The organism is Photobacterium sp. CCB-ST2H9 (genome assembly GCF_023151555.2).
Taxonomy (GTDB): Bacteria; Pseudomonadota; Gammaproteobacteria; order Enterobacterales; family Vibrionaceae; genus Photobacterium.
This window is the reverse complement of record NZ_CP100425.1, coordinates 1,050,590-1,074,820: the sequence shown is the minus strand read 5'-3', so window position 1 is coordinate 1,074,820 and position 24,231 is coordinate 1,050,590. Positions and strand designations below refer to the sequence as shown.

Below are 24,231 nucleotides of genomic sequence, written 5' to 3'. Positions count from 1 at the left end.
CTTTCTGAAATCCCAGAAAGTTCTCAGAAGCCCCAAATAAGAGTGACAAAAAAGGAGCCATCGCTGGCTCCTTCTGTCGTCACTGATCGTTGAACTTACACGTCGTAAGTTGTGGATGCAGTGTCACCACCTGTACCGGTCCAGTTGGTGTGGAAATACTGGCCACGAGGCTGGTCGATACGCTCATATGTATGCGCACCGAAGTAGTCACGCTGTGCCTGCAGCATGTTTGCCGGCAAACGTGCAGTTGTATAACCATCCAGGAAAGTCAGTGCTGATGTCAGACATGGCATTGGCAGGCCAATTTCCAGAGATTTCGCTGCAACTTTACGCCATGACTTCATGCTGTTGTCCAGAATCGCTTTGAAGTACGGATCTGAGCCCAGGAATGCCAGAGACGGTGCATTTTCGAAAGCATCACGGATATTGCCCAGGAATGCAGAACGAATGATACAGCCACCACGCCACATCAGGGCAACATTACCGTAGTTCAGGTTCCAGTTGTTCTCATCAGAAGCCTGACGCATCAGCATGAAGCCTTGTGCGTAAGAGATAATCTTCGATGCCAGCAGTGCCTGACGAACTGCTTCCAGCCACTCGGCCTTGTCACCTTCCACCGTACCAACAGTCTTGTTGAACAGCTTCTCGGCTTCTTCACGCTGGTCTTTCAGGGAAGACAGGCAGCGCGCGAACACAGACTCAGTGATCAGCGTCAGCGGGATGCCCATGTCCAGTGCATTAATGCCTGTCCATTTACCCGTACCTTTCTGACCGGCTGAGTCCATGATTTTCTCAACCAGTGGCTCACCATCTTCATCACGGTAGGCCAGAATATCGGCTGTAATTTCAATCAGGTAGCTGTTCAGTTCCGTTTCATTCCAGTCACGGAAAGCCTGTTCCATTTCATCATGTGTCATGCCCAGACCGGTCTTCATGAAGTGATATGCTTCGCTGATCAGCTGCATGTCACCGTATTCAATTCCGTTGTGTACCATTTTCACAAAGTGACCGGCACCGGATTCACCAACCCAGTCACAGCAAGGCTCACCCTGTTCAGTTTTAGCTGCAATCGCCTGGAAAATTGGCTTCACGAACGGCCATGCTTCAGCATCGCCACCCGGCATGATAGAAGGTCCGAAACGCGCACCTTCTTCGCCACCGGAAACACCGGCACCGATGAAACGCAGGCCTTTTTCTTTCAGGTAATCAACACGACGGATCGAATCCGGGTAGTTTGAATTACCGCCATCAATAATGATGTCGCCTTTGTCCAGCAACGGGATCAGTTGCTCAATAAAGCTGTCAACCACATCACCGGCACGCACCATCAGCATGATTTTGCGCGGCGCTTCCAGTTTGTCCACCAGCTCCTGCAGGCTGTAAGCACCTTCAATGTTGGTGCCTTTTGCAGGGCCGTTCAGAAATTCGTCGACTTTGGCAGCTGTACGGTTATGCGCAACGACCTTAAAACCATGGTCATCCATGTTCAGGATCAGGTTCTGGCCCATCACGGCAAGGCCGATTACACCAATATCACCTTTCATTCTTTTATTCTCCAATCGCTAACTTACTGGCTGCTACTGCATCCAAATACCATTCTGTTTTACCGTTACGGGCCTGAATTTTTGCGGCCGGGTAAGGCAGGGTCTCGGCAGGTTGCGTGTGGATTTCTTCCACAATCTCAGTTTTTCCTGCACCGATAACCAGATAAGAAATACGTTTTGCAGCTTCCAGCACACGCGCAGACTTACTCACACGCAGCTGACCGCTTTGCGGATGAGGTGCCACTAAGCTCAGTGCAGGCTCATCGTAATTTGTCTGCCCCGGGAACAGAGAAGCCGTATGACCGTCATCACCAACGCCCAGCAGAATCCAATCAAATACCGGCACACCGTTTTCAGACGGGATAACTGCTGCCATTTCTTCAGCAAAGCGCTTGGCTTCAGCCTGAGGTTCATCCTCACCCCGAATGCGGTGAATATTTTCTGCAGGAATTGCGACGTGATCAAACAGCAGTGCCTGTGCACAACCATAGTTGCTTTCTGCATCATCCGGTGCAACGCAACGCTCGTCACCCCACCAGAAATGCAGATTTTTCCAGTTCACACCTTCGGCATACGGGGCTTGTGCCAATGCCGAAAACAATTGCTTCGGAGTGCTGCCACCCGAAAGCGAAATATGAACCGGCGTATTCTGCTGGCTGATGGCCTTCATCTCATCAGCCAGACTTTGAACAACCGCTTCCGCATTGTCATGAATTTTCAGCTCAGTCATGATTAAAGCTCGCAATATTCAGTGTTGGTCAGGTTTGAACACGGAAAACGCCAGGCACGATTGTCACGGGCCAGCAGCTCATCCGCTTCCTTCGGTCCCCAGGTTCCGCAAGCATAGCCAAACAGCGCATGCGGGTCCTGATTAAACGACAGGATAGGCTGTACATAACGCCAGCAGGCTTCAACCGCATCGCTACGGGCGAACAGGGTCGAATCGCCACCCATTGCATCCAGCAACAGACGCTCATAGGCAGTCAGAACGTTGCTGTCCACCAGTTCGTCGTAACGGAAGTCCATCGCAACTTCCTGGGTTTTGAATCCTGCGCCCGGACGTTTCAGGGCGAAGTTCATCAGAATGCCTTCATCCGGCTGAATGCGAAGCACCAGCTTATTATCCGGAGCGTCTTTGCCGAATACCGGGTGAGGTGTTTTCTTAAAGTGAATGACAACTTCAGTGACACGGGTCGGCAGGCGTTTGCCGGTACGGATGTAGAATGGCACACCATTCCAGCGCCAGTTGTTGATGAAAGCTTTCAGGCCCACGTAAGTTTCGGTACGGGATTCTTCAGACACACCCGTTTCTTCGCGGTAACCCGGCAACTCTTTACCACGCAGCTCAGAGGCTGTGTACTGCCCCAGCACCAGATTCTGACGCAGGTCTTCATCAGACAACGGCTGCAGGCTGTTCAGCACTTTGGCCACTTCATCACGCATCGCGTTACCGTTGATTGCTGAAGGGGGTTCCATCGCAACCATCGCCAGCACCTGAAGCAGGTGGTTCTGAAGCATGTCACGTACAGCACCGGCGTTATCGTAATAACCGCCACGTTCTTCTACTCCGAGAAATTCTGCGGCTGTAATTTCCACATAATCAATGAAATTACGGTTCCACAACGGCTCGAACATACCGTTCGCAAAGCGGAAAACCAGCAGGTTCTGTACCGTTTCTTTCCCAAGGTAGTGGTCAATCCGGAAAATCTGACTTTCCTTGAAGTGCTTATGCAGCTTCTTATCCAGTTCCTGAGCCGTTTCCAGATCATATCCAAAAGGCTTTTCAATGATCAGGCGTTTCCAGCCGGTACTTTCATCGTTCAGGCCATGGGCCGCGAGACTGGCTGGAATCACATCGTACAGACTTGGTGGCGTGGCGAGATAGAAGAGGCTATTACGGGGTGCATCTGATTGAGCGGCTTTTTCTTGCAGTCGTTGTTGCAACTTACCATAGTCATCACAATCAAGCGTGTTGATGGCCTGATAACCAACATGCTGACAAAACTCGGCCAGCTTCTCAGGATCGGTCTTCTCGGTTTTCAGCAGAGAGGCCCGAACTTTTTCTCTGTATTCTTCATCGCTGTGAGCGGTACGGCTGACGCCAAGGATAGAGAAATCAGAAGGTAACATCTGATTGACATACAGATGATACAGCGCTGGGATAAGCTTACGATATGTCAGATCGCCTGAGGCGCCAAAAATAACGATATCGCTGTTTTCAGGTATGACCATGTTCTTTTTCTTTCCCTAACAGGTGTACAGGTTTGACGGGTTGAAAGTCCGGCAAAGCATAACATTCAGAACGACAGTATGCCGATGTCCTGGCCTCTCAATTTAATAGCCAAAGCCTATCAAAATGGGGGGTTACCCAGGGTGAAGCACACTATAGCTGCATTTGTCACAAAGTTACATCCCGCTAATTCTATCAATTGACGTAAAAACTGAAACATCAAGGCCTGATAAAATATCTCACTGCACGTTTACAGTCAGAACCCATCCTCTGCACGATGAACAGAGCTGATCCGAAATCACCTGAAAAACAAGAAAAATGCACTTAAAATGATAAAAACAAGCCAGGCCGATTTTTTCACCCGCCCAAAAAAATCTGCCCTGAAACCCATTTTCCTCTGATGCGGACACTGTGAGGTCCAGTCAAAAATCACCCTGTTCCGCTCTTTTTCATCATGACGTGCTGCTGGCGCTTATCCGGAGATTTTCTGAAAGTAATTAACAAAACCTATCATGACGAAATCGTTTGCTTGCATTTTTCAGTGAGATTCAACGTACGAATTTGTCATTTCTTTCATCACCAGATAGCAAAAAACCGTCAAAATGACGGTTTTTTACAAGCAGATTTTCAGACCGGATTAACGTTCCCAGTATGCCTCTTCCAGACTGTCTTCCCGCTCAGGCAAACCACGCGACAGACGAGGTGAGTGCTGCGCCAGTACTTCATAACTGACCCGGTTCGAGTACAGGCAAATCTGGGAAAATGACGAATAAGTCAGGAAATCGTAACTGTGCTTACTGGATTTCGGCACATTTTCTTTGTGATAACGATTGGCAGCCATATCGTGCAGCAGCGCAGACAAAGCACCGTCCCCTGCACCATTGGTGTTCTTGATGCGCTCAGGTCCACCCATATAAGGCGCAATGTGCGAATACACCCGGATCGGCGTCTCACAGCCCGCTTTCATCATTGGACGACTGAATTCATAGCGATTGAACTCAGGAATTTCACCCGGCAGCAACGGCAGGCTGGTTTTACGCTTGGTGCTCTCTTCTGTATAACCCGCCGTATACAAACCGACCGGTCCAGCCGTACATAAAACAAAATCAACCCAATCCAGCGCTTTGTCGGCGGCCTGCAGCGGATCAGAATACCCGGTCAGGGCTTCCGCTTCGTCTTCGTTCATCGCGACAACGGTGACATGCTCCTTCAGAAAATCACGCCACCACTGAGGATCATCCGCAATTACAAACTTGGTTCCCAGCGTGAGGACAACAGGCACATCGTATTTTTTCGCATATTCGATAGCACGCATTGTCGCTTCCGGCATCGGATCGCCTTCTTTACAGCGAACCAGATACGCCGTCAGAACCAGCGCTGAAGCACGCTCAAAAATGGATTCAGAAATGTTGTCTGGCTCCAGCTGGTTCATTCGTCCTTCGTTAATGGCAAATGTGCGCTCGCCATCGGGAGTGATCAACGCAAAACAACGTCCGATCGGGCCATCCACAGGCTGAAGATGGTTCAAATCCATACGGCTGGAGGTATTTACCAGATACCGGTAGGCATAACTGCCAATCTGAATATCCTGGCTCATCACCCCAAGAAGAACCGACTTGTCATCAGCCAGCACAGAGTAATTATGGAGCGTATTACCAATGGTACCGCCGGCAAACTCATGACGAATCAGATCATTCTCTTTCAGTTCACGGTACAGTGCTTCGGCTGCATCTTCAGCAATCACCAGAGAATGGCCTTTGCTGAGCGAGTAACGACTCAGGAATTCATCATCCACACAGGCTTCAATATCCACCAGGGTCTGATCAATACCGACGACATGCGTACGGGCAAGAGGTCGCGAGCTGGCCTGAGTCAGAAGGGGATCTCGGGCATGAACAGGAAAATAGTGTTTTGATTTACGTTGACCAGGAAATTTCATGATATCGCGCTGCCGGATAGAAAAAACTTGCGGATGATATCACAAAATATAGTCCAATGAAGAAATGGCTCGCACAATTAGTGCGAGCCGAATCATAGTATTTGTAAAAGTTAAAAAAAGGTTACCAGTTTTGAATTTGCTGCTGGACCAAAGCTTCCATCATTCCGATGTGCGCCGAGCTGTCGTTCAGACACGGGATAAGATTGAATTCCTTACCGCCTGCTTTCAGGAAAGCTTCTTTGCATCCTTCTGCAATTTCTTCAATGGTTTCCAGGCAATCCACCGAAAATGCCGGACAAACCACATCCAGCCGTTGTACCCCTTTTTGGGCCAGCTCAATGATTGTCGGCTCTGTATAAGGCTTGAGCCATTCTTCCCGGCCAAAAATCGACTGATAACTCATGCTCATTTTCTCACGAGGCATTTCCAGAGATTCGGCAAGCAATGCTGTAGTTTCATTGCAGTGAACCGGGTAAGGGTCACCCAGATCCGCGTATCGTTTGGGGATGCCGTGATAGGAACAAAGCAAATAATCGGGCTCTCCCTGCTTGGCCCAGAAATCAGAAACAGATTCTGCTAAAGCCTGAATATATGCCGGATGATCCTGATAATGATTGATGAACCTCAGTTCCGGCAGATAAGCGGTCTGCTTCAGACTGGCTGCAATTTTGTCGAACACAGCGGCAGTAGTCGTGCGTGAATACTGCGGATACAAAGGCAGAACCACAATTTTACGGCAGCCCTGATCACTGAGTTTTGCCAGCGCAGACTGAATCCCGGGATTACCATAGGTCATTCCCAGAGCCACAGGAATACCCAGTCTCGCTTCCAGCGCATCCCGCTGACGCTGGGAATACACCATCAGCGGTGAACCTTCTTCCATCCATACGGACTGGTACAGTTTTGCTACTTTCGGAGAACGAATGGGCAGGATCGCACCAAACAGAACCGGACGCCAGATCCAGGGGGACAGATCAACGACACGAGGATCACTCAGAAACTCTGCCAGAAACCGTTTCACGGCAGCAGGTGTTGCTTCATCCGGCGTACCCAGATTCACTAAAAGTACACCAATACCTTGATTTTCCATCTTCACCTACAGGTCATACTCATCTTCTTTCGCCTGAACAGTGTACCATTCCGCGATTGATTTGCATTATCGGACAAAAAAAAGCGAGGGGTGATTCACCCCCCGCTTTTCACTGTGCTGTCTGCCTGCGGTCACAATACTGCAGGGCGTGATATCACATTACTTCGACAGTGCTGCTGACAGCTCTGCGCTTACATCCGCAACTGGCTGAGTGCCGTCAATCTTGATGTAAGTCGTGTGGCCTGCTTCCGCTTCTTTGCTGTAGTAGCTGATTAGTGGTGCAGTTTGATTGTGGTAAACACCCAGGCGCGCGCGAACTGTTTCTTCTTTGTCATCTTCACGAATCACAAGCTCTTCGCCAGTCACGTCATCTTGACCTTCCACTTTTGGCGGATTGTAAACCGCGTGGTAAGTACGGCCTGATGCCAGGTGAACACGACGACCAGCCATACGCTCAACAATCACGCTGTCCGGAACATCGAATTCAATCACATAATCCACGTCTACACCGATTTCTTTCAGGCCATCAGCCTGAGGAATCGTGCGTGGGAAACCGTCCAGCAGGAAGCCTTGTGCACAGTCGTCTTCAGCAATACGCTCTTTGACCAGACCCAGAATAATATCGTCAGACACCAGCTGACCTGCGTCAATCACGGCTTTCGCTTGCTTACCCAGCTCAGTACCCGCTTTGATTGCCGCACGCAGCATATCACCAGTCGAAATTTGAGGAATACCAAACTTCTCCATAATGAATTGTGCCTGTGTGCCTTTACCTGCACCTGGAGCGCCCAGAAGAATGATGCGCATCTTGATCCCCTTTTCTAGAAATTAGCCGGAGTTTTGGAAAGTCAGAAAAATACACTGATTAGACCATACTCGCAAGTCCGCTGCCGAAACAGCCCTGAGTTTACATTCTTTATCAGCATACTCTTTGAAGCAAAACGGGCGCTAAACTGCGCCCGTTTGGTTTTCATTACTGAGCCAGCAGCTTATTCACTGCCGACAGGAACTGCGACGGGTCTTCCATCGACCCACGCTCCGCCAGCATCGCCTGACCAAGCAGCATTTCAACCCAGCGGCCGAAAGCTTCTTCATCGGCTTCATCTGCCATCCGGTTCACCACCGGATGATTTGGATTCAGCTCAAAGATGTATTTCACTTCAGGCGCCTCATGGCCGGCAGCCGCCAGCAGTTTCGCCATCTGTGTTCCCATCTCATTTTCGTCTGTGACCACTACAGCAGGCGTATCCTGCAGCTTGAAAGTGGTACGAACGTCCTGCACACGCTCACCCAGATAAGCTTTGGTGCGCTCAACAACGGACGCAAAGGCTTCTTCCGTTTGCTTCTGTGCTTCTTTTTCTTCCTCACCATCAAAGCTGGACAGATCCAGACCGGCTTTGGTGATGGACTGGAACTGTTTCCCGTCGAACTCAGGCAGGTAACCCATCAGCCACTCGTCGATCCGGTCATGCATCAGCACCACTTCCAGACCCTTCGTGCGGAACTGCTCCAGATGAGGGCTGTTCTTCGCGGCATTGAAGCTGTCTGCCGTGATGTAGTAAATCTTGTCCTGACCTTCTTTCATCCGGCTGACGTAATCGGCCAGAGACACCGTTTGTTCAGCGGTATCGTTGTGAGTCGTACTGAAACGCAGCAGACCGGCAATTTTTTCACGATTCGCGAAGTCTTCTGCCGCACCTTCTTTTAGTACCTGGCCGAACTCTTTCCAGAAACGCTGATATTCGTCTTCTTTCTTCGCCAGTTTTTCCAGCATCGACAGTGCACGCTTAGTGCAGGCTTTACGCAGTGCCTGAGTCACTTTGTTATCCTGCAGGATCTCGCGGGAAACGTTCAGCGGCAGGTCATTTGAATCAATCAGGCCGCGCATAAAGCGCAGATACATCGGCATGAACTGTTCCGCGTCATCCATGATAAAGACGCGCTGTACATACAGTTTCAGGCCGTGCTTGCTGTCACGGTTATATAAGTCAAAAGGGGCTTTTGACGGAATATACAGCAAGCTGGTGTAATCCTGCTGACCTTCCACACGGTTGTGGCTCCAGCTCAGTGGTTCAGCATAATCATGAGAGACGTGCTTATAGAATTCCTGATATTCTTCATCAGAAATTTCAGATTTACTGCGGGTCCACAGCGCCTGAGCCTTGTTGACCTGCTCCCATTGCTTACCCGTTTCGTTGCCTTCCTCATCGCGTTCAGCCGTTTCCATCAGCACCGGAATGCCAATGTGATCCGAATACTTGCTGATGATATTGCGCAAACGGTATTCACTCAGGAATTCTTTTTCATCTTCACGCAGATGCAGAATAATTTCGGTTCCGCGGGTCGATTTCTCGATATCCTCAACGGTGTAATCGCCTTCACCGGTCGAATGCCAGCAAACGGCCTGCTCAGCTGACGCACCTGCTGCACGGGTATTGACCGTCACAGCATCAGCAACAATAAAGGAAGAATAGAAACCCACACCAAACTGACCAATCAGTTGCGAGTCTTTACTCTGCTCTTCACTCAACTTGGCGAAAAAGTCTTTCGTCCCTGATTTGGCAATGGTACCCAGGTGTTCAATCACCTCATCACGGGTCATCCCGATACCATTGTCGCTGATCGTGACTGTCCCGTTTTTTTCATCAAATGACAGACGAACAGCCAGCTCGCCATCATTTTCATACAGCTCAGGGGCAGAAAGCGCACGGAAACGCAATTTATCCGCCGCATCGGAAGCATTGGAAATCAGCTCCCGTAAAAAAATCTCTTTATTTGAGTACAGTGAATGAATCATTAAATGAAGTAATTGCTTCACTTCAGATTGAAAGCCACGTGTCTCTTTATTCTTTTCCAGGGTTTGCTCGCTCATTTGAACTCCGTAATCCATGTTTACGTCATTACTGAAAACTAGATATGGGCTCGCCACTCATTTTCAAGACCTGTCGGCTAATTTTCTGTCCGATCGTCCCTGAACGGCTCATACTGATCACAGAGTTCCGGAAAAACAAATCACACTGAATGAATAGGTTGGGAATGGAACAAGCGCATTGTAAATTTCTGATTGGCCAACGATTTATATTTTCACCGAACCACAACAGTCTGGTTGACAATACTCAGTCTGAAGACACCATCCATTTAGGCATCAATGAAAGCCGGGCCTTACACCGGATGCTGACTGAGCCAGGCACCATTATTTCCCGGCAGGAAATGCATGACTATATCTGGCGGGATCAGGGATTCGAAGTGGATGATTCCAGCCTGACCCAGGCCATTTCAACCCTGCGGCGATATCTGCAGGATTCAACCCGCTCTCCTGCCTTTATCAAAACGATTCCGAAACGCGGCTACCAGATGATTGCCAGTGTCGATCGCATTGACGACCGCCCGGCCGAATCCGGTGAAATACAGCAAAATGATCCGGAACCGGAGGCGATTCTCAACTCGCACATCATTCTCGCTGCCACAACTGCGCCAACAGACAAGCAGATAGCAGACACTGACGCCGTTCAGGTTAATCCTGTGATTTCAACCGCCGCGACTATGCCCGAACACAAAATATCCGGACACAAGCAGCATCGTTACCAACTCACTCTGGTGACTGCCCTGCTACTCTGTGTCGTGCTGCCACTCTGGGCTTATTTTAGTCCGCCGCCAACCTCAAGTGCTTTCTATCCGGCGTTCAGTTATCAGGGGATACCGGTGCTCATCCCCAGTGAAACGGTCATGACAGACGCCTGGTATCCGCTGATCAGACAATGTATTGCAGCCCATATCCAAACGCACGGCAAAACATCCACGCCAGCCCGGGTCATTGTCACTGGCGGAAGACATAATCAGCTTTGGATAAACCTGATATATGGAACCGCGGACTACCGGAACAACATGACACTCACCATTGTGACACTGGACAAGGAAAGGGAGCAGCCATGTCGCGTTCAGTAACCCGTTCAAATTTGAAGCGAGCATATGTTCCGCTGCTGTTGCTGGCTTTTATCACACTGATGTTCCTCGGCAGCCTCTATTACTATTTCAAAAGCGATCACCGGATAAACCGTTTTCTGGCATCCCATGACTGGGAGTCCTACACCGTCACCAACGTGGCTTCAACGGAAGCGCCCGGTCTGGGACGCTTGAAAAAAATTACCGAAAAAAGCCAGGTTCTGTTTTTGCCGAATCACAGCTATTCACGAGTCACCCGCATGAGCATGACCAATCAAAGTCGTATTCAATTGCATCTGACAATCACAGAGTCCGGCTATTGGGAAGTCAGCGGCGGTTATCTGCAGGTTCGTCCGAAACAATTCAACAAGTTGAAGACCGGGGATGAGAACGCTTTCAGCAATGAACAAATCATGTCTGTTTATCAATATTTTCAGGCAAATGCTGAACAGAGTAACCGGGTTGATATTTTGACCGAGTATTCAGTTCTGCTCACCGGATTAAATACCCGCTCACAAGTCCTGAATGCGGCTCCTTAACGAAAAAAGCCGACGATATACGTCGGCTTTTCAATGTATGACTGACTCAAAAGATTTAATACAGCTTCTGCCGGCCAGCAATTGAATGTGACAGAGTTGTCCCATCAACCAGCTCCAGCTCACCACCGACCGGGACACCATGTGCGATTCGGCTGGCAGGCACCTGATAGGCCTGACACAACTCAGCGATATAGTGCGCGGTAGCCTCTCCTTCAACCGTCGGGTTGGTTGCCAGAATCAGTTCGGCAATCTGCTCGTTCTGCAATCGGTATTCCAGCATATCTAGCCCGATATCACTCGGACCGATTCCGTCCAGTGGAGACAGATGCCCCATCAGCACAAAATAACGGCCAGAAAACTGACCGGTTGCTTCAACGGCCATGATATCTGCCGGGCTTTCCACCACACAGATCTGCCCACTTTCCTGGCGGCGCGGATTCTCACAAATTGCGCACACATCTTCTTCTGTAAAAGTGCGGCAATCGCGGCAATGGCCAATCTCAGTCATGGCTTTACCCAGCATATCAGCCAGCTGCAAGCCTCCCTGACGGTTTCGTTGCAGCAGGCTGAAAGCCATACGCTGTGCAGACTTCGGCCCGACGCCGGGCAAGCAGCGCAGCGCGTCCATCAACTGCTCAAGTAACGGACTGGTGCGCATTGATTAGAATGGCATCTTAAAGCCGGCTGGCAGGTTCATACCACCTGTCACGCTGGCCATTTTTTCTTTCTGGGCTTCTTCGATGCGGCGTGCAGCATCATTGAATGCAGCTGCAATCAGATCTTCCAGCATATCTTTGTCGTCTTCCATCAGGCTGTCATCCAGCTCAACACGACGCACGCTATGGCTGCCAGTCAGTGTCACCTTCACCAGGCCGGCACCAGCTTCACCAATCACTTCCATGTTGGCGATTTCTTCTTGCATCTTCTGCATGCGCTCTTGCATCTGCTGCGCCTGCTTCATCATGTTCGCCATACCACCTTTACCAAACATATCTTCTCTCTCTATGGGTCTGGTTAATTTATTAGACGGGTCTTACGCTTTCTTCATCCAGTACAGCACTGAATCGCTGACAGATGAAGGAAACGTTCGGATCCTGCTGCAGACTGACTTTAGCCTGATCCAGTTTTTGCTGATAAATGAACTCCCGCCACTCCAACGGCGATCGTCCTTTATCACTGAGTTCTATCTGTAATTCTATCTCTTGTCCCAGCATCTCAGCCAGTGCCGCGCTCAATTGCGCTCTGGCTTTCGGCGTATCCAAATGTTGCTGAGACGGGCGCAATTGCAGAGTAAGCTGCTGCTCTTCCAGCGACATTGCAGAATTCAATGCTAATTGCTGAACAAGACGGTCAACATTCAGCTTCGTCACCATGTCGGACCAACTATCCTGATTTGCCGCTTCACTGACAAGCTGTTTTGCCATTTCAGGCGTTTTTTCGTGCTCCAGCGCTTGCTTCAGTGCTGTGGGTGCAACCACCACTTCAGGCTCATGATCAACTTCAGGCTGACTAAGCGGCTGCCACTGATATTCTTCAGCCGGTTTCGGCTCTGAAGGTTGCGATGCGTTCCCCGGCGCCATGGGTTGTCCAGCCTGCTGAGGTCGACGGCCTGCATGCTGACTCGAAATCCGGTCAAGCACACTGACAGCAGGTTTTCTGACTGACGCCGGTTCAGCCTTTTTTGGCTCGGAAGACTCCTGTCCACGCTTTGTTTTACTGCGCAGCTTATTTCTGGCAGCCAGCAAACCGGAAGCCGGTGATGACGGCGGCTGCGTCGGCGCCGGTTCTGGCTGCGGTGCTGGTGCTGGCATTTGTGCTTGCGTTGAGACCGGTACAGATGATGACTCTTGCACCGGCTCAGCAACCGGTGCCACCTGAGGAGTAGCTGCCTGTGACTGTACCGTTTGCTGAGGTCGTTGCAGCGCTGGTGCGGCAGCTCTGACATCCGGCTGATTCACTTGCGGAGCCGAAGCTCTGGGCTCAGGTGCAGCGGCAGGCACCGGGATCGACTGCGGCATCAGCGTCCCGGCCGCAACCGGCCGAAATGCAAGCATGCGCAGCATCACCATTTCCAGCCCGGTTCGACCATCCGGAGCCAGTGGTAAGTCCTGCCGGCCCTGAAGTGCAATCTGATAATGCAGCTGGACATCCTGAGGCGGCATCACCTGACTCAATTGAACAATTCGGTCCGCATCCGGTAAAGAAGTATCCAGCGAAGCAGGCAAGACCTGATACATAGCGACTCGGTGTAACTGGGCTGCCATTTCACTGAGCAGACTATCCCACGCCACACCAACCGCAGCCAGTTCCGCGAGACATGCCATCGCCGGTTCCGCCTGCCCTTGCGCCATAGCCTCCAGTAGATAGAGCGCCTGCTCCGTGTTGAGTGTGCCCAACATCCCCGCTACGGTATCAGCCTGAACCTGACCATTACCCAGTGCAATAGCCTGATCGGTCAGGCTGAGGGCATCACGCATACTGCCTTCAGCAGCCCGGGCCAGCAAGCTGAGTGCTTTGGTCTCGAAGCTGATCCCTTCTTCCGTCAGGACATGATCAAGTTGCTGCTGAATTTGGACATTATCCAGATGCTTTAAATGAAACTGCAGACAGCGCGACAGGATCGTGACCGGCAATTTCTGCGGATCTGTGGTCGCCAGAATAAATTTCACATGCTCTGGCGGCTCTTCAAGCGTTTTCAGTAAGGCATTGAAACTGTGACGAGACAACATGTGCACTTCGTCAATCAGATAAACCTTAAACCGTCCGCGCGCAGGCTGATACTGAACGTTATCCAGCAGTTCACGAGTATCTTCAACTTTGGTTCTGGAAGCAGCATCAATTTCCAGTAGATCGACAAAGCGTCCCTGGTCAATTTCCAGACAGGTATGGCACTGCCCGCAAGGAGAAGCCGTAATCCCCTGATCGCAGTTCAGCCCTTTGGCAAACAGCCGGGCAATCGTCGTTTTACCGACGCCCCGGGTTCCGCTGAACAGATAGGCATGATGAAGTCGGTTATGTGTCAGCGCATTGGTGAGCGCTGTCAGGACATGGGATTGGCCCACCACATCTTCAAATCGATGCGGCCGCCATTTGCGTGCCAGAACCTGATAACTCATGGTGATAAATCCTACAGAACACGATCATTCAGCGGCATCAGAAAGCCTGACTGAATCCAGTCGGTTATGCTAGCACAGGGAGATTCACGGCGCGAGAGAACACAGGAGGAGTTTATCCTTTCAAGTCATTACTGCTATCGTTTTGACCACAAAGATAACATCCCCCTGCTTGATGGCATTGATTCAGGCTGATTAGTGGCCGTCGAAATCACAAATGCTGAAGACATTCAGACCCAGGCCACGCAGTCGCTGCTGGCCGCCGATGTCAGGCAGATTAATCACAAACGCTGCGTCTTCTACGATACCGCCCAGACGGCGAACCAGCTTGGTGGTTGCTTCAATCGTACCGCCGGTTGCCAGCAGATCATCGACGAGCAGCACCTTATCCCCTTCCACAATGGCATCAGTATGAATTTCCAGCGTATCCTGGCCATATTCCAGTTCATAGCTTTCACTGATGACGTTACGCGGCAATTTACCCGGTTTACGTACAGGAACAAAGCCTACACCCAGCGCCAAAGCTAATGGCGCACCAAACAGAAAACCACGAGCCTCTGTGCCAACAACTTTGGTAATCCCTTTATCGCAGAACTGCTGATGAAAGATCTGTAGGGTTGCCTGATAAGCATCAGGATCTTCCATTAAACTGGTCACATCCCGAAACAGAATGCCTGGTTTTGGGTAATCCGGAATCGTCTTAATACTGTTTTTAATCAGGCTGAAGTCGTCTTGAACAGTTTTTACTTGGCTCATAGTCTCTTCCATCTGCTGTACTGCACACAGCAGGTTATTAAGAATATTTGGTCGCGCATACCCATGCAAATTGGTACGACGAGCGAATTAAGCGCAAATAGTAGTGATTTTTACTGGAATGGGCAACTATCGTACTGCTCTGATTGAGAAAGCAGAGGATGAATCCTTTGATACATCAACAGTCACCGAGATGACAGACCATCCAGCTCCCGAACCGGAAGACGGTTAAACCAAATCAGTAAAATCACTGCAATAACAATCAGCAGGACTTTGACCCAATTCACAGGAACAATAAAGATGGAAAGCGTAAAACTGAGAACTATCATCAGATTCGCCCGTCGCTTGACCTTTGCGCTGATAGCCCGATGCTGATACCAGTTTTCTAAAACAGGTCCGAAATGGGGGTGGCTGTGCAGCCATTTGTGCAGCTTTGGAGAGCCCCGCATAAAGCAGGCACTGGCGAGAAGCAGAAAAACGGTGGTGGGTAAAAGAGGAAGGAAAATGCCCAACACACCTAAAATCACGAAACACCAGCCTGAAACCAGCAATAGCGTTCGCCAGAACAGTTGTCTCACATTCCCTCTCTTTTACATTTGCCTGAGCCGCCTGTGTTACAGACAGATCAATGGCTCAGTATACCCAACCAGGTCAGGCTTGCTGGTAATGTCGGCAACAGCATCGCCACCAGAAAACCAATAAAGTATTTCAGATTATAGGGTTCTTTAAAGTTATGTTCCATTCTATCTTCCTTTCTTCTCGTCTTAAGACACTGAAATGTAATAAAAAGCAGCAATTCAGCCACCTAAAAACCGTTCAGCACTATAAAGCATTCGATAGATTACAAAAACCGACAAAAAGAAGGGTTATTTTGCATCTGGTTTGACTTATATCAGTATCAGAACAGAAATTCAGCATAGACTGTGATCCAGTCTACAATGGAGTGCCACTATGAATAGTGAGTATCTGAAGCAACAAACAATCCGGCTGGAGCAGGAATATGAGGCCCTTTCAGCAAAACTTTATGCTGAATTAGACGCTGCCAGTCTTGTGACAACAGCAGAAAAAACAGCAAATGAGCTTTTGACTTTAGCAGCGCAAAGCATCAATCCTTCGCTGCGTCATAAAGCTAATCGTCTGGAAGCAATCGATGCCGCTCTCTGTGCGATTCGTCTGGACCTCTACGGAGTCTGTGCTGATTGCGAAGAGCCAATAGAAAAAATCATTCTCGATAATGACCCTGCACAGCCACGCTGTCAGCAGTGCCAGTCTCATAATAAGTACCATCACCAGCGCTGAGTGCCAGTCTGGTGATGGCGTGGTACCCTACAATCGCTTTTAAGGCTGTTTTGCCATCCAGGCTTTAAAGGCGGCTTTTTCTTCTGGTTTTGCTTTGCTATACCACAGCTTAAGCTGTGCTAAAGCATCACCGGATATTTCAACTTTTCCGTCTTGATTCACCTCAACAACGGCCTGTTCCAGATCAACCGCATAGCCTTGCTCGAACGTTATCCCATGCTGGCGGTTATACTCTCCCACCAGCTTTTCCATATCACTGAACGCTGCAATACCATCGCCTTTCATCTCAACGAAAGGTAGTATTTTTTGGCTGCCGTCTGCCTGCGTCATGGTCCATTCCGGACCTTTTTGGAAATAAGCCTGTGCCTGGCTGTAAGCTACCAACGCAGGCAACTCAATACGTACATCCTGTTCTGGCATCACCATCTCAAACAGATACGGGCGGGTTGTATAAATGCTGTTCCGGCTGCCGTTTTTCAGTTCCCGGTCATAACGAAGCACGACCTGATGCTTTCCGGCAGGTAAATCGACTTCAGTCGTCCTGGACCAGAGGGACTGGTTCACTTCTTTACCATCAACCACCAAAAGTTCAATCCCGTCTCCCACAGAGAGCGTTGCCGCCTGTACATTGGCAACCAGCAGAGCTGCCAGAAACGCTAATTTTTTCATCGCCAATCTTCTTTTCGTTGTATGACTTACAAAACCAAATGAGTCTCTTGCCGGAAATTAACCCAGACGTGACTCTAACTCATCTGATTAATCACAATACAAAAAAGCCGCCTAAATGGCGGCTTTTGCAATATCTGTGCGGTAAGAACCGTTCTTAGAACAGAACTTCCATACCAGCTACATAACCCAGGTCGTATTCAGTGTTGTCACCGTCAGCCCAACCCAGCTCAGCATACAGTTTTACGTTGCTGTGCAGCTGGTGAGTTACGTTTGCATAAACGTTGTCAGTCGCTTCGCCACCATCAATATCGCTCAGGTTGTAACCCAGAGCGAAAGTATTCTTACCCATAGTGTAAGAACCCGCCAGTGAAATAAAATCGACATCCAGAGTCGTTACACCTGCAGAGTTCTCAACTTCTCCATGGCCGTATGAAGCAGCAAGAGAGATAGCCTGAATAACGTACTCAGCTTCTAAGTTATAACCGGTAATGTCTTCACCAGGAGCATTAACGTCTTCTGACGTGTAGTAGTAACCACGAACGTCCAGACCGGCAAAACGTGCACCCAGACGTGCGTCAGTGATGCCGCCGTTGTCGTCTGCATTGATGTCGTGAGAAGCGCCAGCGTAGAACATACCGTTGTCGTAAACATACTTCACAACTTCGCTGCCACGAGTAGCATCAAAGCCCAGAGCTTGAGTACCCAGCTCGTAGTCTTTACTGATACCTGCATCATCAGAGATCAGGTATTGACGACCAAACGTCAGCGTACCAAAGTCTTTACCTTGGAAACCAACGTACAGCTCATCATTGAAGAAATCTCCAGGCTTACCATTATTATCTGAGTTATGCAGATCCAGGTTAAAACCTGCAACCACATTCAGGTTGTTGTTGACTGGAATAGTGGTATTCAGCGAGATGTCACCATCATCCAGACGAATGGTAGGGTCTTCATCACCATTTTTTGGTACGATGTCTTGGAACAGCTGAACTTCCGCAGAACCTGACAAGTCGACAATAACGCCGTCTTTGTCAAGCAGGTTGATAGAAGCATTTGCTGAGCCTGCAGCTACTAGTACAGATAGTGCAATAAGCGTTTTTTTCATGATATCCACTGCCTTTTCTTATGGATGGAATTCCTATTTCCAGAATCCCTATTGCTTTTCTTATTTCCCTTCCCGGCAGGTCACACAAAGCTCAGTAAATCAGAGCAAAACTGACCATGCCAAGATGGCGTAACTTGCGGAACTCATCCTGACAGAGAATGAATCGCGATGTCAAATTCTCACACTGTAACAACAAATTTCTTATACTCCATTTATTTTCAACAACTTAACATGGTTTTAGGGCAAAAACTTAACAAAGAATCAAGTATCTCCCGCTATTTGCATGTTTCTTAATAGCAATAAAAAACAGCATTTTAATCCCACAAAAGCCAGAATTAACAAGATAAATCAGAATATAAAACCATTAAAAGCTGCAAATTATAGTCAAATCAATCAATTCACCTATAAGTCACCCGTGGTTAAACTGGGGTTCAATCTTATTTCGTGAGGGAAATCTCATTTCATATCAAAAATCCCCTACAAACAACCAGACATCCCTACAGCAGAGCTTCATGTTATAATGCCCGCCCCTGCCAACATTAAGTTTCAGTCATGTTACACAACCAGATCAAAACTGATATTAAACAGTGCTATGCCAACCTGAGTGCACAATTGGATCACTTTATTCCCCGTCGTGCACAGAATTATCTGGTCGCTGAAATTGCCAAAACACTGGCAGGTGAGTATCACGCCAAAAACAGAATGCTGGTTGCTGAAGCCGGAACCGGCATCGGGAAATCTCTGTCTTATTTGCTTGGATGTATTCCTTACGCACTCTTTAACAATAAGAAGGTACTCATCGCCACAGCAACAGTCGCGCTTCAGGAGCAATTGATTCATAAGGATCTGCCGCTCTTTGCGCAAATTTTTCCCAAAGAATTTAGTTTTATCCTGGCAAAGGGACGTCAACGTTACTGCTGCAGCCACAAGCTGGAAGCCAGTTGCTCAGGACAAGATGACGGTCAGCTGGCGCTATGGCAGGAAAAACCCAAAAAATCGGACCTCAGCCTGCTGAAGCGAATGCTGACAGCCTGGCAGCAAAATAAATGGGATGGTGACCGGGACAGCTGGCCGACGGTCATTCCTGACCGTGTCTGGCAGCAAATTGTGTCCGATAAACACAGTTGCCATTCAGGCATGGCCAAACACCGCCACTGTCCTTTTGCAAAGGCGCGGGAGCACCTGGATAAAGCCGATGTTGTGATCGCCAACCATGCGTTATTGATGGCTGATCTGGAGCTGGGTGGCGGCATCATTCTGCCAGAACCCGAGCAGACGATTTATGCCATCGATGAGGCACACCATCTACCGCAGGTCGCCAGAGACTTTTCTGCTGCCGCCGCCAGCCTGAAGGGTGCCAGCAACTGGCTTGAAAAACTCAATCAGTCGGTCAGTAAACTGGCGGAACTCGCCGACCTGCAAAAGTCCGGACGCTTCCAGACCACGCTGCAAGAGTCTATCCAGCATCTTGTTCCCACACTGAGACAACTGTCCAGCCAGGTCGACCCAGCTGTTTTCAGCAAAGATGGCAGTTACCGTTTTCCCCATGGAGAGCTGCCTGCATGGCTGGCAGAAGAAGCTCAGGGATGCCGGGATGCCAGCAAGAAAGCGCGGCAGTCACTGGCGAAAATTCACGAGATGATCACCGAACGCCTCAAAGATGACGAAGTAACGGCACGATCTGCTGAACCGGCACTCTCCGAATCAGGCTTTTACCTGCAACGTCTGGAAAATCTGGAAAAAGTCTGGACCCTGATGGCCCAGCCGGACAAAGATAAAGGCGCCCCTTTAGCCCGCTGGCTTGAAAAAAGCCCGGAACAGGAAGGTGATTATATTGTGCAGGTTTCGCCCCTGGAGATTGGCTACCGGTTAGATCAGCTGCTCTGGAGCCGTGCCGCGGGGGCAATTCTGGTGTCAGCAACCCTGCGTGCGCTCAATCAGTTCAGTTACTTCTGCCGTCAGGCCGGAATTCAGGAAAATGAGGGCGCACGCTTTCTGGCTCTGGCTTCGCCGTTCGATTATCAGAACAACGGACGCTTAGTCATTCCGCAAATGAAGTATGAACCTCAGGCGGATCAGTTCACGGATTTACTGATTGAAACCCTTCCGGAATATCTGGAAGGCGAAACCGCCAGCCTGGTGCTGTTTGCCTCATACTGGCAAATGAACAAAGTCGCAGAGGCCATCCGGCCCCAGTGTGAAAAAAATGGCTGGGCATTGCTGGTTCAGGGAGAAGAATCCCGGACTTCCCTGCTGGAAAAGCACAAGAGCCACTGTGAACAGGGCAAAGTCAGCGTGTTATTCGGCACCGGCAGTTTTTCCGAAGGCCTCGACTTACCGGGCCACTTGCTGAGAAATTTAATCATTACCAAGATTCCGTTCGCGGTACCAACCTCACCTGTCGAGGAAGCCCATGCCGAATACATTGAAAGCCGTGGCGGTAATCCCTTTTTACAAATTGCTGTTCCGGAAGCCAGTAAAAAGCTGATTCAATCCGTCGGGAGATTGCTGCGTAAAGAGCAGGACTTTGGTAGAGTTGTCCTGCTCGACCGTCGGGTGATTACACGGCGATACGGTAAAGCACTGCTCGATTCATTGCCCCCATTTAAACGCGTAATTGAACACGCCATCGAACGAAAACGATAATGCATGATTGAAATGATTGATCCGGGCATGATGCTCATCCTCGGTCTGGTTGCTCTGACCGCTGGTTTTATAGACGCTGTTGCTGGCGGTGGCGGAATGCTGACTGTTCCGGCATTGCTGTCATTAGGGCTGCCGCCGCACATTGCTTTAGGAACCAATAAGCTGGCAGCAACCTTCGCGTCTTCCACCGCTGCGCTGACCTATTACCGGAAGCAGCTGTTTTCTCCGGCTTTCTGGAAAACGTCTTTTCTGGCAACGCTGATCGGCGCCATTGCGGGGACGCTGGTCGTCGATATCATCAGCACAGCCTGGCTGGAAAAAGTCTTGCCGCTAATCATCCTGGCCGCAGCGGTGTACACCATCTGGCATCCCCATCCCAAAGGTGACAGCCGTAAACTGCCCACGCCATGCCCGCGCTTTAAACGAAAGCAATGGATACAGGGAACCGGTCTGGGATTTTATGATGGCCTTGCCGGACCCGGTACCGGTGCTTTCTGGACTGTTTCCAATATGGCGCTGTATCGCCTGGACATCCTGCTGGCGTCCGGGCTGGCAAAAGCCATGAACTTCACCAGCAACCTGACCTCACTCGTCACATTTGCCATACTTGGCCATATCAATGTTGCGTTAGGTTTAACGATGGGCGTCTGCCTGATGCTGGGTGCCTATATTGGCGCGCACTCTGCGATCCGTTTCGGCAGCCGGTTTATCCGCCCGGTTTTTGTCACCGTTGTTGTCATTCTGGCCGCCCGGCTGGCATGGCAGGCCTGGCTGTAACACCAAACGATAAGGAGAATATCGTGGCGACCGATCTCAGCCGTCTTTCTGGCCTGGTTGAACAGCTGATCCCGCAGGCCTCCGCACTGGATCATCAGCGTGGAGAAAGCGACAAGCCCCTTTTCGATAATCAGCTGTTTCACTGCCGGGCGCGCCTGTTGCTGCCCTGTATTCGCGAAATCCAGCAGGAAATTGTCGCTTTGATGAAAGAACAGGCCGCGGGGAACCTGCAAATCGCCAGAGCCAGCTACGTCTGCGAAAAAATTCTGACTCAGATCCAGGCAATTCAGCGAGAGATGGCCACCAAACAAATTCGTGAGGCAGAACCGAAATACGTGGTGAAACAACGGAAGAGTCTGCATCAGTTGTATGACGATCTGGCTCAGCATCAGGACTGGGAAAGACGACTGTCTGCCATGGTCAAAGACAAAACCTTTGAGCTCGAACAGGCAACAGAAGTCAGCCAGCGGCAACCGCTGCAACAACAACTCATCGCTCTGGAAGGACGGCTGAACCGTTGTCAGCAGGCGATGGCCGGTATAGAACAGGCGATCGTCCGCCGGGAACGTCAGGGATAAACCATGCTGCCACTGGTCTATCATCCCGTGTACTCAGAACTGGTTCTGCCGCCGAAACACCGGTATCCCATCACCAAGTACCACAGGTTATTCATGCATCTCACTCAGGAGATGCACATTGAGCAATGGGCCGACGTCTGTTTTTTTCAGCCGGAACCGGTGACGGCTGCAGAACTGAAAACCCTGCATCAGGCCAACTATATCGACAACCTTGTAAACAACACACTGCCAGCGGCTAAAATGCGTCGTATCGGGTTCCCTTGGAGCCCGCAGCTGATTGAACGGACACTGACGTCGACCGCTGGTACCCGGCTGACAGTCGAGCTGGCACATCAGCACGGGATCAGCCTGCACCTGAGCGGGGGGTATCATCATGCTCACCACGACTTTGGCAGCGGTTTTTGTCTGGTCAATGACTTGGCCTTTGCAGCAAAGCATGCGCTGACACTACCCGGTATCGATAAAGTGATGATTATTGACTGTGATGTCCATCAGGGCGACGGAACGGCAACGTTACTGGCAGATGACAGCAATATCATTACATTTTCAGTGCATTGCGATAAAAACTTTCCGGCCCGAAAACCCGATTCCGACATCGATCTGGCGCTGCCCCGCGAAACAAATACAGAAGACTATTTATCTGCATTCAGTGCCGTTCTGACGCTGGCTCTGGCCCAGTATCAGCCTGATCTGGTGATATACGATGCGGGTGTGGATATCCATCAGGATGACGCGCTGGGTTACTTTCAGGTCACCACAGAAGGCATATTCCGGCGGGATCATCTGGTGATCAGCCATTGCCACGATGCCGGTATCCCGCTGGCCGCAGTGGTCGGCGGCGGCTATCGTGATGACCACCAGCAACTGGTCAACATCCATGCGCAGCTCTTCCTGGCTGCGCTGGCTGTGCATCAGCCACATCACCAGCCGACTCAACCCGGCACAACGAACGATTTTCAGGATATCTGATGACGAAAAAACATGAGAAACCAGCGAACACACCAGCATCCGGGCACCCAGCCCTTGCTGATGCACCGAAAGATGTTCAGTTGGCTGTAGATCTGATTTATTTACTGGAAACCAATGAGATTGACCCCGAAGTGGCACTGTCTGCCCTTGAAATTGTGAAAAATGACCTGCTGACGAAAATGAAACAACATCAATAGCAGGACACCTCATCTGCCCAGGCCGCTCTGTACGAGCGGCTATCTGTTCAGACAGAAATCACAACCGGGCACATTAAGAACGGATGAACTTGTTATAAACAAATAAGACGATAAATGCCCCAACGGTTGCGGTGAAGATACTGCCGATATTCACACCGGTGACCGGACCGAATCCAATTAAACTGCCAACCCAGCCGCCCACAAAAGCCCCGACAATCCCCAGAGCCATTGTCACGATTAAACCGCCACCATCTTTACCCGGCATCAGCCATTTGGCGAGAGCCCCAGCGATGAGACCCAGAATAATCCAGGAAATAATGCCCATGTTTCGCTCCTCATAAGGTCATGACCCATCTCAGAAGAAGCTTAGCTGACTCTACGCAACCTGATGTATCGAAAATAATGCGAAGGAAAGATTCGTCAGAACCATCACAGTGGATTGCAATCTGATGTATTGCATGAAAAAAGAGGCATCGAAGCGATGACCGGAAACAGTCACTGAAAATCTGAAGTCGCAGAAACAGCCTAGATTCAGGCCGATGCAAACAGGGAGGTTATCTCACGGATAGATGCGGGTTGCTGAGTGCAGTTCACCCGCAGGGTTCAATAGCCATTCACCAGACGCAACCGGTTTGGACGGACTTGTGAGTCGGAGGACAGATTGATGATTTTTCCTTCACGGCCAACTTCAGTCCTGGAAGCCACAATCCCAAGCAAAGGTTCCACTTTCATTGGGCTGCGAGTAGCAGGTATCAAATCGATCAACCTGGAAAACTCTTCGAATCCCATGGGCTCAAGATGATTAGGGCGAATTTTCATGTTCATTGCGGTCTTGTACTCC

Annotated in this window: 24 protein-coding genes; 8 read left to right on the top strand and 16 right to left on the bottom strand. The window is 50.0% G+C overall.

What is annotated here, in order from left to right; all coding sequences use genetic code 11:
- Nucleotides 1-95: 95 nt before the first annotated feature.
- The 7 genes from gnd to htpG all read right to left on the bottom strand — a co-directional run bounded on the left by gnd (nucleotide 96) and on the right by htpG (nucleotide 9,675).
- Nucleotides 96-1,544, bottom strand: a complete 1,449-nt coding sequence (gene gnd, locus L4174_RS05205) for a decarboxylating NADP(+)-dependent phosphogluconate dehydrogenase (protein ID WP_248143800.1) — start codon at nucleotides 1,542-1,544, stop codon at nucleotides 96-98.
- Between the two features lie 4 nt (nucleotides 1,545-1,548).
- Nucleotides 1,549-2,274, bottom strand: a complete 726-nt coding sequence (gene pgl, locus L4174_RS05200; RefSeq protein WP_248143799.1) for a 6-phosphogluconolactonase — start codon at nucleotides 2,272-2,274, stop codon at nucleotides 1,549-1,551.
- A gap of 2 nt (nucleotides 2,275-2,276) precedes the next feature.
- Nucleotides 2,277-3,776: a glucose-6-phosphate dehydrogenase gene (gene zwf, locus L4174_RS05195; protein WP_248143798.1), complete on the bottom strand. Its 1,500-nt coding sequence runs from the start codon at nucleotides 3,774-3,776 to the stop codon at nucleotides 2,277-2,279.
- Between the two features lie 635 nt (nucleotides 3,777-4,411).
- The gene (locus L4174_RS05190) at nucleotides 4,412-5,713 is read right to left on the bottom strand and encodes an inosine/guanosine kinase (RefSeq protein ID WP_248143797.1); all 1,302 of its coding nucleotides are present in this window, start codon (nucleotides 5,711-5,713) and stop codon (nucleotides 4,412-4,414) included.
- A gap of 121 nt (nucleotides 5,714-5,834) precedes the next feature.
- Complete coding sequence (gene hemH / locus L4174_RS05185) at nucleotides 5,835-6,803, bottom strand: ferrochelatase (RefSeq protein ID WP_248143796.1); 969 nt, start codon at nucleotides 6,801-6,803, stop codon at nucleotides 5,835-5,837.
- A gap of 159 nt (nucleotides 6,804-6,962) precedes the next feature.
- Nucleotides 6,963-7,610 (bottom strand): adenylate kinase, encoded by a 648-nt coding sequence (adk, locus tag L4174_RS05180; protein WP_248143795.1) that lies wholly within the window; start codon nucleotides 7,608-7,610, stop codon nucleotides 6,963-6,965.
- Nucleotides 7,611-7,776: 166 nt separating this feature from the next.
- Nucleotides 7,777-9,675: a molecular chaperone HtpG gene (htpG, locus tag L4174_RS05175; RefSeq protein WP_248143794.1), complete on the bottom strand. Its 1,899-nt coding sequence runs from the start codon at nucleotides 9,673-9,675 to the stop codon at nucleotides 7,777-7,779.
- A gap of 164 nt (nucleotides 9,676-9,839) precedes the next feature.
- On the opposite strand from htpG, the gene L4174_RS05170 reads away from it, so the two are divergent.
- Together L4174_RS05170 and L4174_RS05165 are read left to right on the top strand one after the other, a co-directional pair.
- Complete coding sequence (locus L4174_RS05170; RefSeq protein ID WP_248143793.1) at nucleotides 9,840-10,748, top strand: transcriptional regulator; 909 nt, start codon at nucleotides 9,840-9,842, stop codon at nucleotides 10,746-10,748.
- Nucleotides 10,733-11,284, top strand: a complete 552-nt coding sequence (locus tag L4174_RS05165; protein ID WP_248143792.1) for a regulatory protein ToxS — start codon at nucleotides 10,733-10,735, stop codon at nucleotides 11,282-11,284. Before L4174_RS05170 ends, L4174_RS05165 begins: the two co-directional genes overlap by 16 nt.
- Before the next feature lie 55 nt (nucleotides 11,285-11,339).
- Here L4174_RS05165 and recR read toward each other — a convergent pair whose 3' ends face one another.
- From recR to L4174_RS05140, 5 genes are all read right to left on the bottom strand, one after another.
- The gene (gene recR, locus L4174_RS05160) at nucleotides 11,340-11,942 is read right to left on the bottom strand and encodes a recombination mediator RecR (RefSeq protein ID WP_248143791.1); all 603 of its coding nucleotides are present in this window, start codon (nucleotides 11,940-11,942) and stop codon (nucleotides 11,340-11,342) included.
- Nucleotides 11,943-11,945: 3 nt separating this feature from the next.
- The gene (locus L4174_RS05155) at nucleotides 11,946-12,275 is read right to left on the bottom strand and encodes a YbaB/EbfC family nucleoid-associated protein (protein WP_248143790.1); all 330 of its coding nucleotides are present in this window, start codon (nucleotides 12,273-12,275) and stop codon (nucleotides 11,946-11,948) included.
- Nucleotides 12,276-12,306: 31 nt separating this feature from the next.
- Entirely contained in the window at nucleotides 12,307-14,400 is a 2,094-nt protein-coding gene (gene dnaX, locus L4174_RS05150) for a DNA polymerase III subunit gamma/tau (RefSeq protein WP_248143789.1), read from the bottom strand.
- A gap of 192 nt (nucleotides 14,401-14,592) precedes the next feature.
- Nucleotides 14,593-15,153: an adenine phosphoribosyltransferase gene (gene apt / locus L4174_RS05145; RefSeq protein WP_248143788.1), complete on the bottom strand. Its 561-nt coding sequence runs from the start codon at nucleotides 15,151-15,153 to the stop codon at nucleotides 14,593-14,595.
- A 182-nt stretch (nucleotides 15,154-15,335) separates the two neighbouring features.
- Nucleotides 15,336-15,728: a YbaN family protein gene (locus tag L4174_RS05140; protein WP_248143787.1), complete on the bottom strand. Its 393-nt coding sequence runs from the start codon at nucleotides 15,726-15,728 to the stop codon at nucleotides 15,336-15,338.
- Nucleotides 15,729-16,101: 373 nt separating this feature from the next.
- On the opposite strand from L4174_RS05140, the gene L4174_RS05135 reads away from it, so the two are divergent.
- The gene (locus L4174_RS05135) at nucleotides 16,102-16,449 is read left to right on the top strand and encodes a conjugal transfer protein TraR (RefSeq protein ID WP_248143786.1); all 348 of its coding nucleotides are present in this window, start codon (nucleotides 16,102-16,104) and stop codon (nucleotides 16,447-16,449) included.
- Between the two features lie 39 nt (nucleotides 16,450-16,488).
- Here L4174_RS05135 and L4174_RS05130 read toward each other — a convergent pair whose 3' ends face one another.
- Complete coding sequence (locus L4174_RS05130; RefSeq protein ID WP_248143785.1) at nucleotides 16,489-17,118, bottom strand: DUF2057 domain-containing protein; 630 nt, start codon at nucleotides 17,116-17,118, stop codon at nucleotides 16,489-16,491.
- A gap of 154 nt (nucleotides 17,119-17,272) precedes the next feature.
- Nucleotides 17,273-18,223: a porin gene (locus L4174_RS05125; RefSeq protein WP_248143784.1), complete on the bottom strand. Its 951-nt coding sequence runs from the start codon at nucleotides 18,221-18,223 to the stop codon at nucleotides 17,273-17,275.
- A 552-nt stretch (nucleotides 18,224-18,775) separates the two neighbouring features.
- Here L4174_RS05125 and dinG point away from each other — a divergent pair.
- The 5 genes from dinG to rsmS are packed head-to-tail and all read left to right on the top strand — an operon-like array spanning nucleotide 18,776 to nucleotide 23,390.
- Nucleotides 18,776-20,869, top strand: coding sequence for an ATP-dependent DNA helicase DinG (gene dinG / locus L4174_RS05120; protein ID WP_248143783.1), 2,094 nt, complete (start codon nucleotides 18,776-18,778; stop codon nucleotides 20,867-20,869).
- Nucleotides 20,870-20,872: 3 nt separating this feature from the next.
- Nucleotides 20,873-21,646, top strand: a complete 774-nt coding sequence (locus L4174_RS05115) for a TSUP family transporter (protein WP_248143782.1) — start codon at nucleotides 20,873-20,875, stop codon at nucleotides 21,644-21,646.
- A 23-nt stretch (nucleotides 21,647-21,669) separates the two neighbouring features.
- Entirely contained in the window at nucleotides 21,670-22,224 is a 555-nt protein-coding gene (locus L4174_RS05110; RefSeq protein WP_248143781.1) for a primosomal replication protein, read from the top strand.
- A 3-nt stretch (nucleotides 22,225-22,227) separates the two neighbouring features.
- Nucleotides 22,228-23,193 (top strand): histone deacetylase, encoded by a 966-nt coding sequence (locus L4174_RS05105; protein WP_248143780.1) that lies wholly within the window; start codon nucleotides 22,228-22,230, stop codon nucleotides 23,191-23,193.
- Nucleotides 23,193-23,390, top strand: coding sequence for a pleiotropic regulatory protein RsmS (gene rsmS, locus L4174_RS05100; protein ID WP_248143779.1), 198 nt, complete (start codon nucleotides 23,193-23,195; stop codon nucleotides 23,388-23,390). Before L4174_RS05105 ends, rsmS begins: the two co-directional genes overlap by 1 nt.
- Nucleotides 23,391-23,463: 73 nt before the next feature.
- On the opposite strand, the gene L4174_RS05095 is transcribed toward rsmS, so the two are convergent.
- Nucleotides 23,464-23,715 (bottom strand): GlsB/YeaQ/YmgE family stress response membrane protein, encoded by a 252-nt coding sequence (locus L4174_RS05095; RefSeq protein ID WP_248143778.1) that lies wholly within the window; start codon nucleotides 23,713-23,715, stop codon nucleotides 23,464-23,466.
- 278 nt (nucleotides 23,716-23,993) lie between these two features.
- On the bottom strand, nucleotides 23,994-24,215 hold the full coding sequence (locus L4174_RS05090; protein ID WP_248143777.1) for a hypothetical protein: 222 nt from the start codon (nucleotides 24,213-24,215) through the stop codon (nucleotides 23,994-23,996).
- Nucleotides 24,216-24,231: the final 16 nt, after the last annotated feature.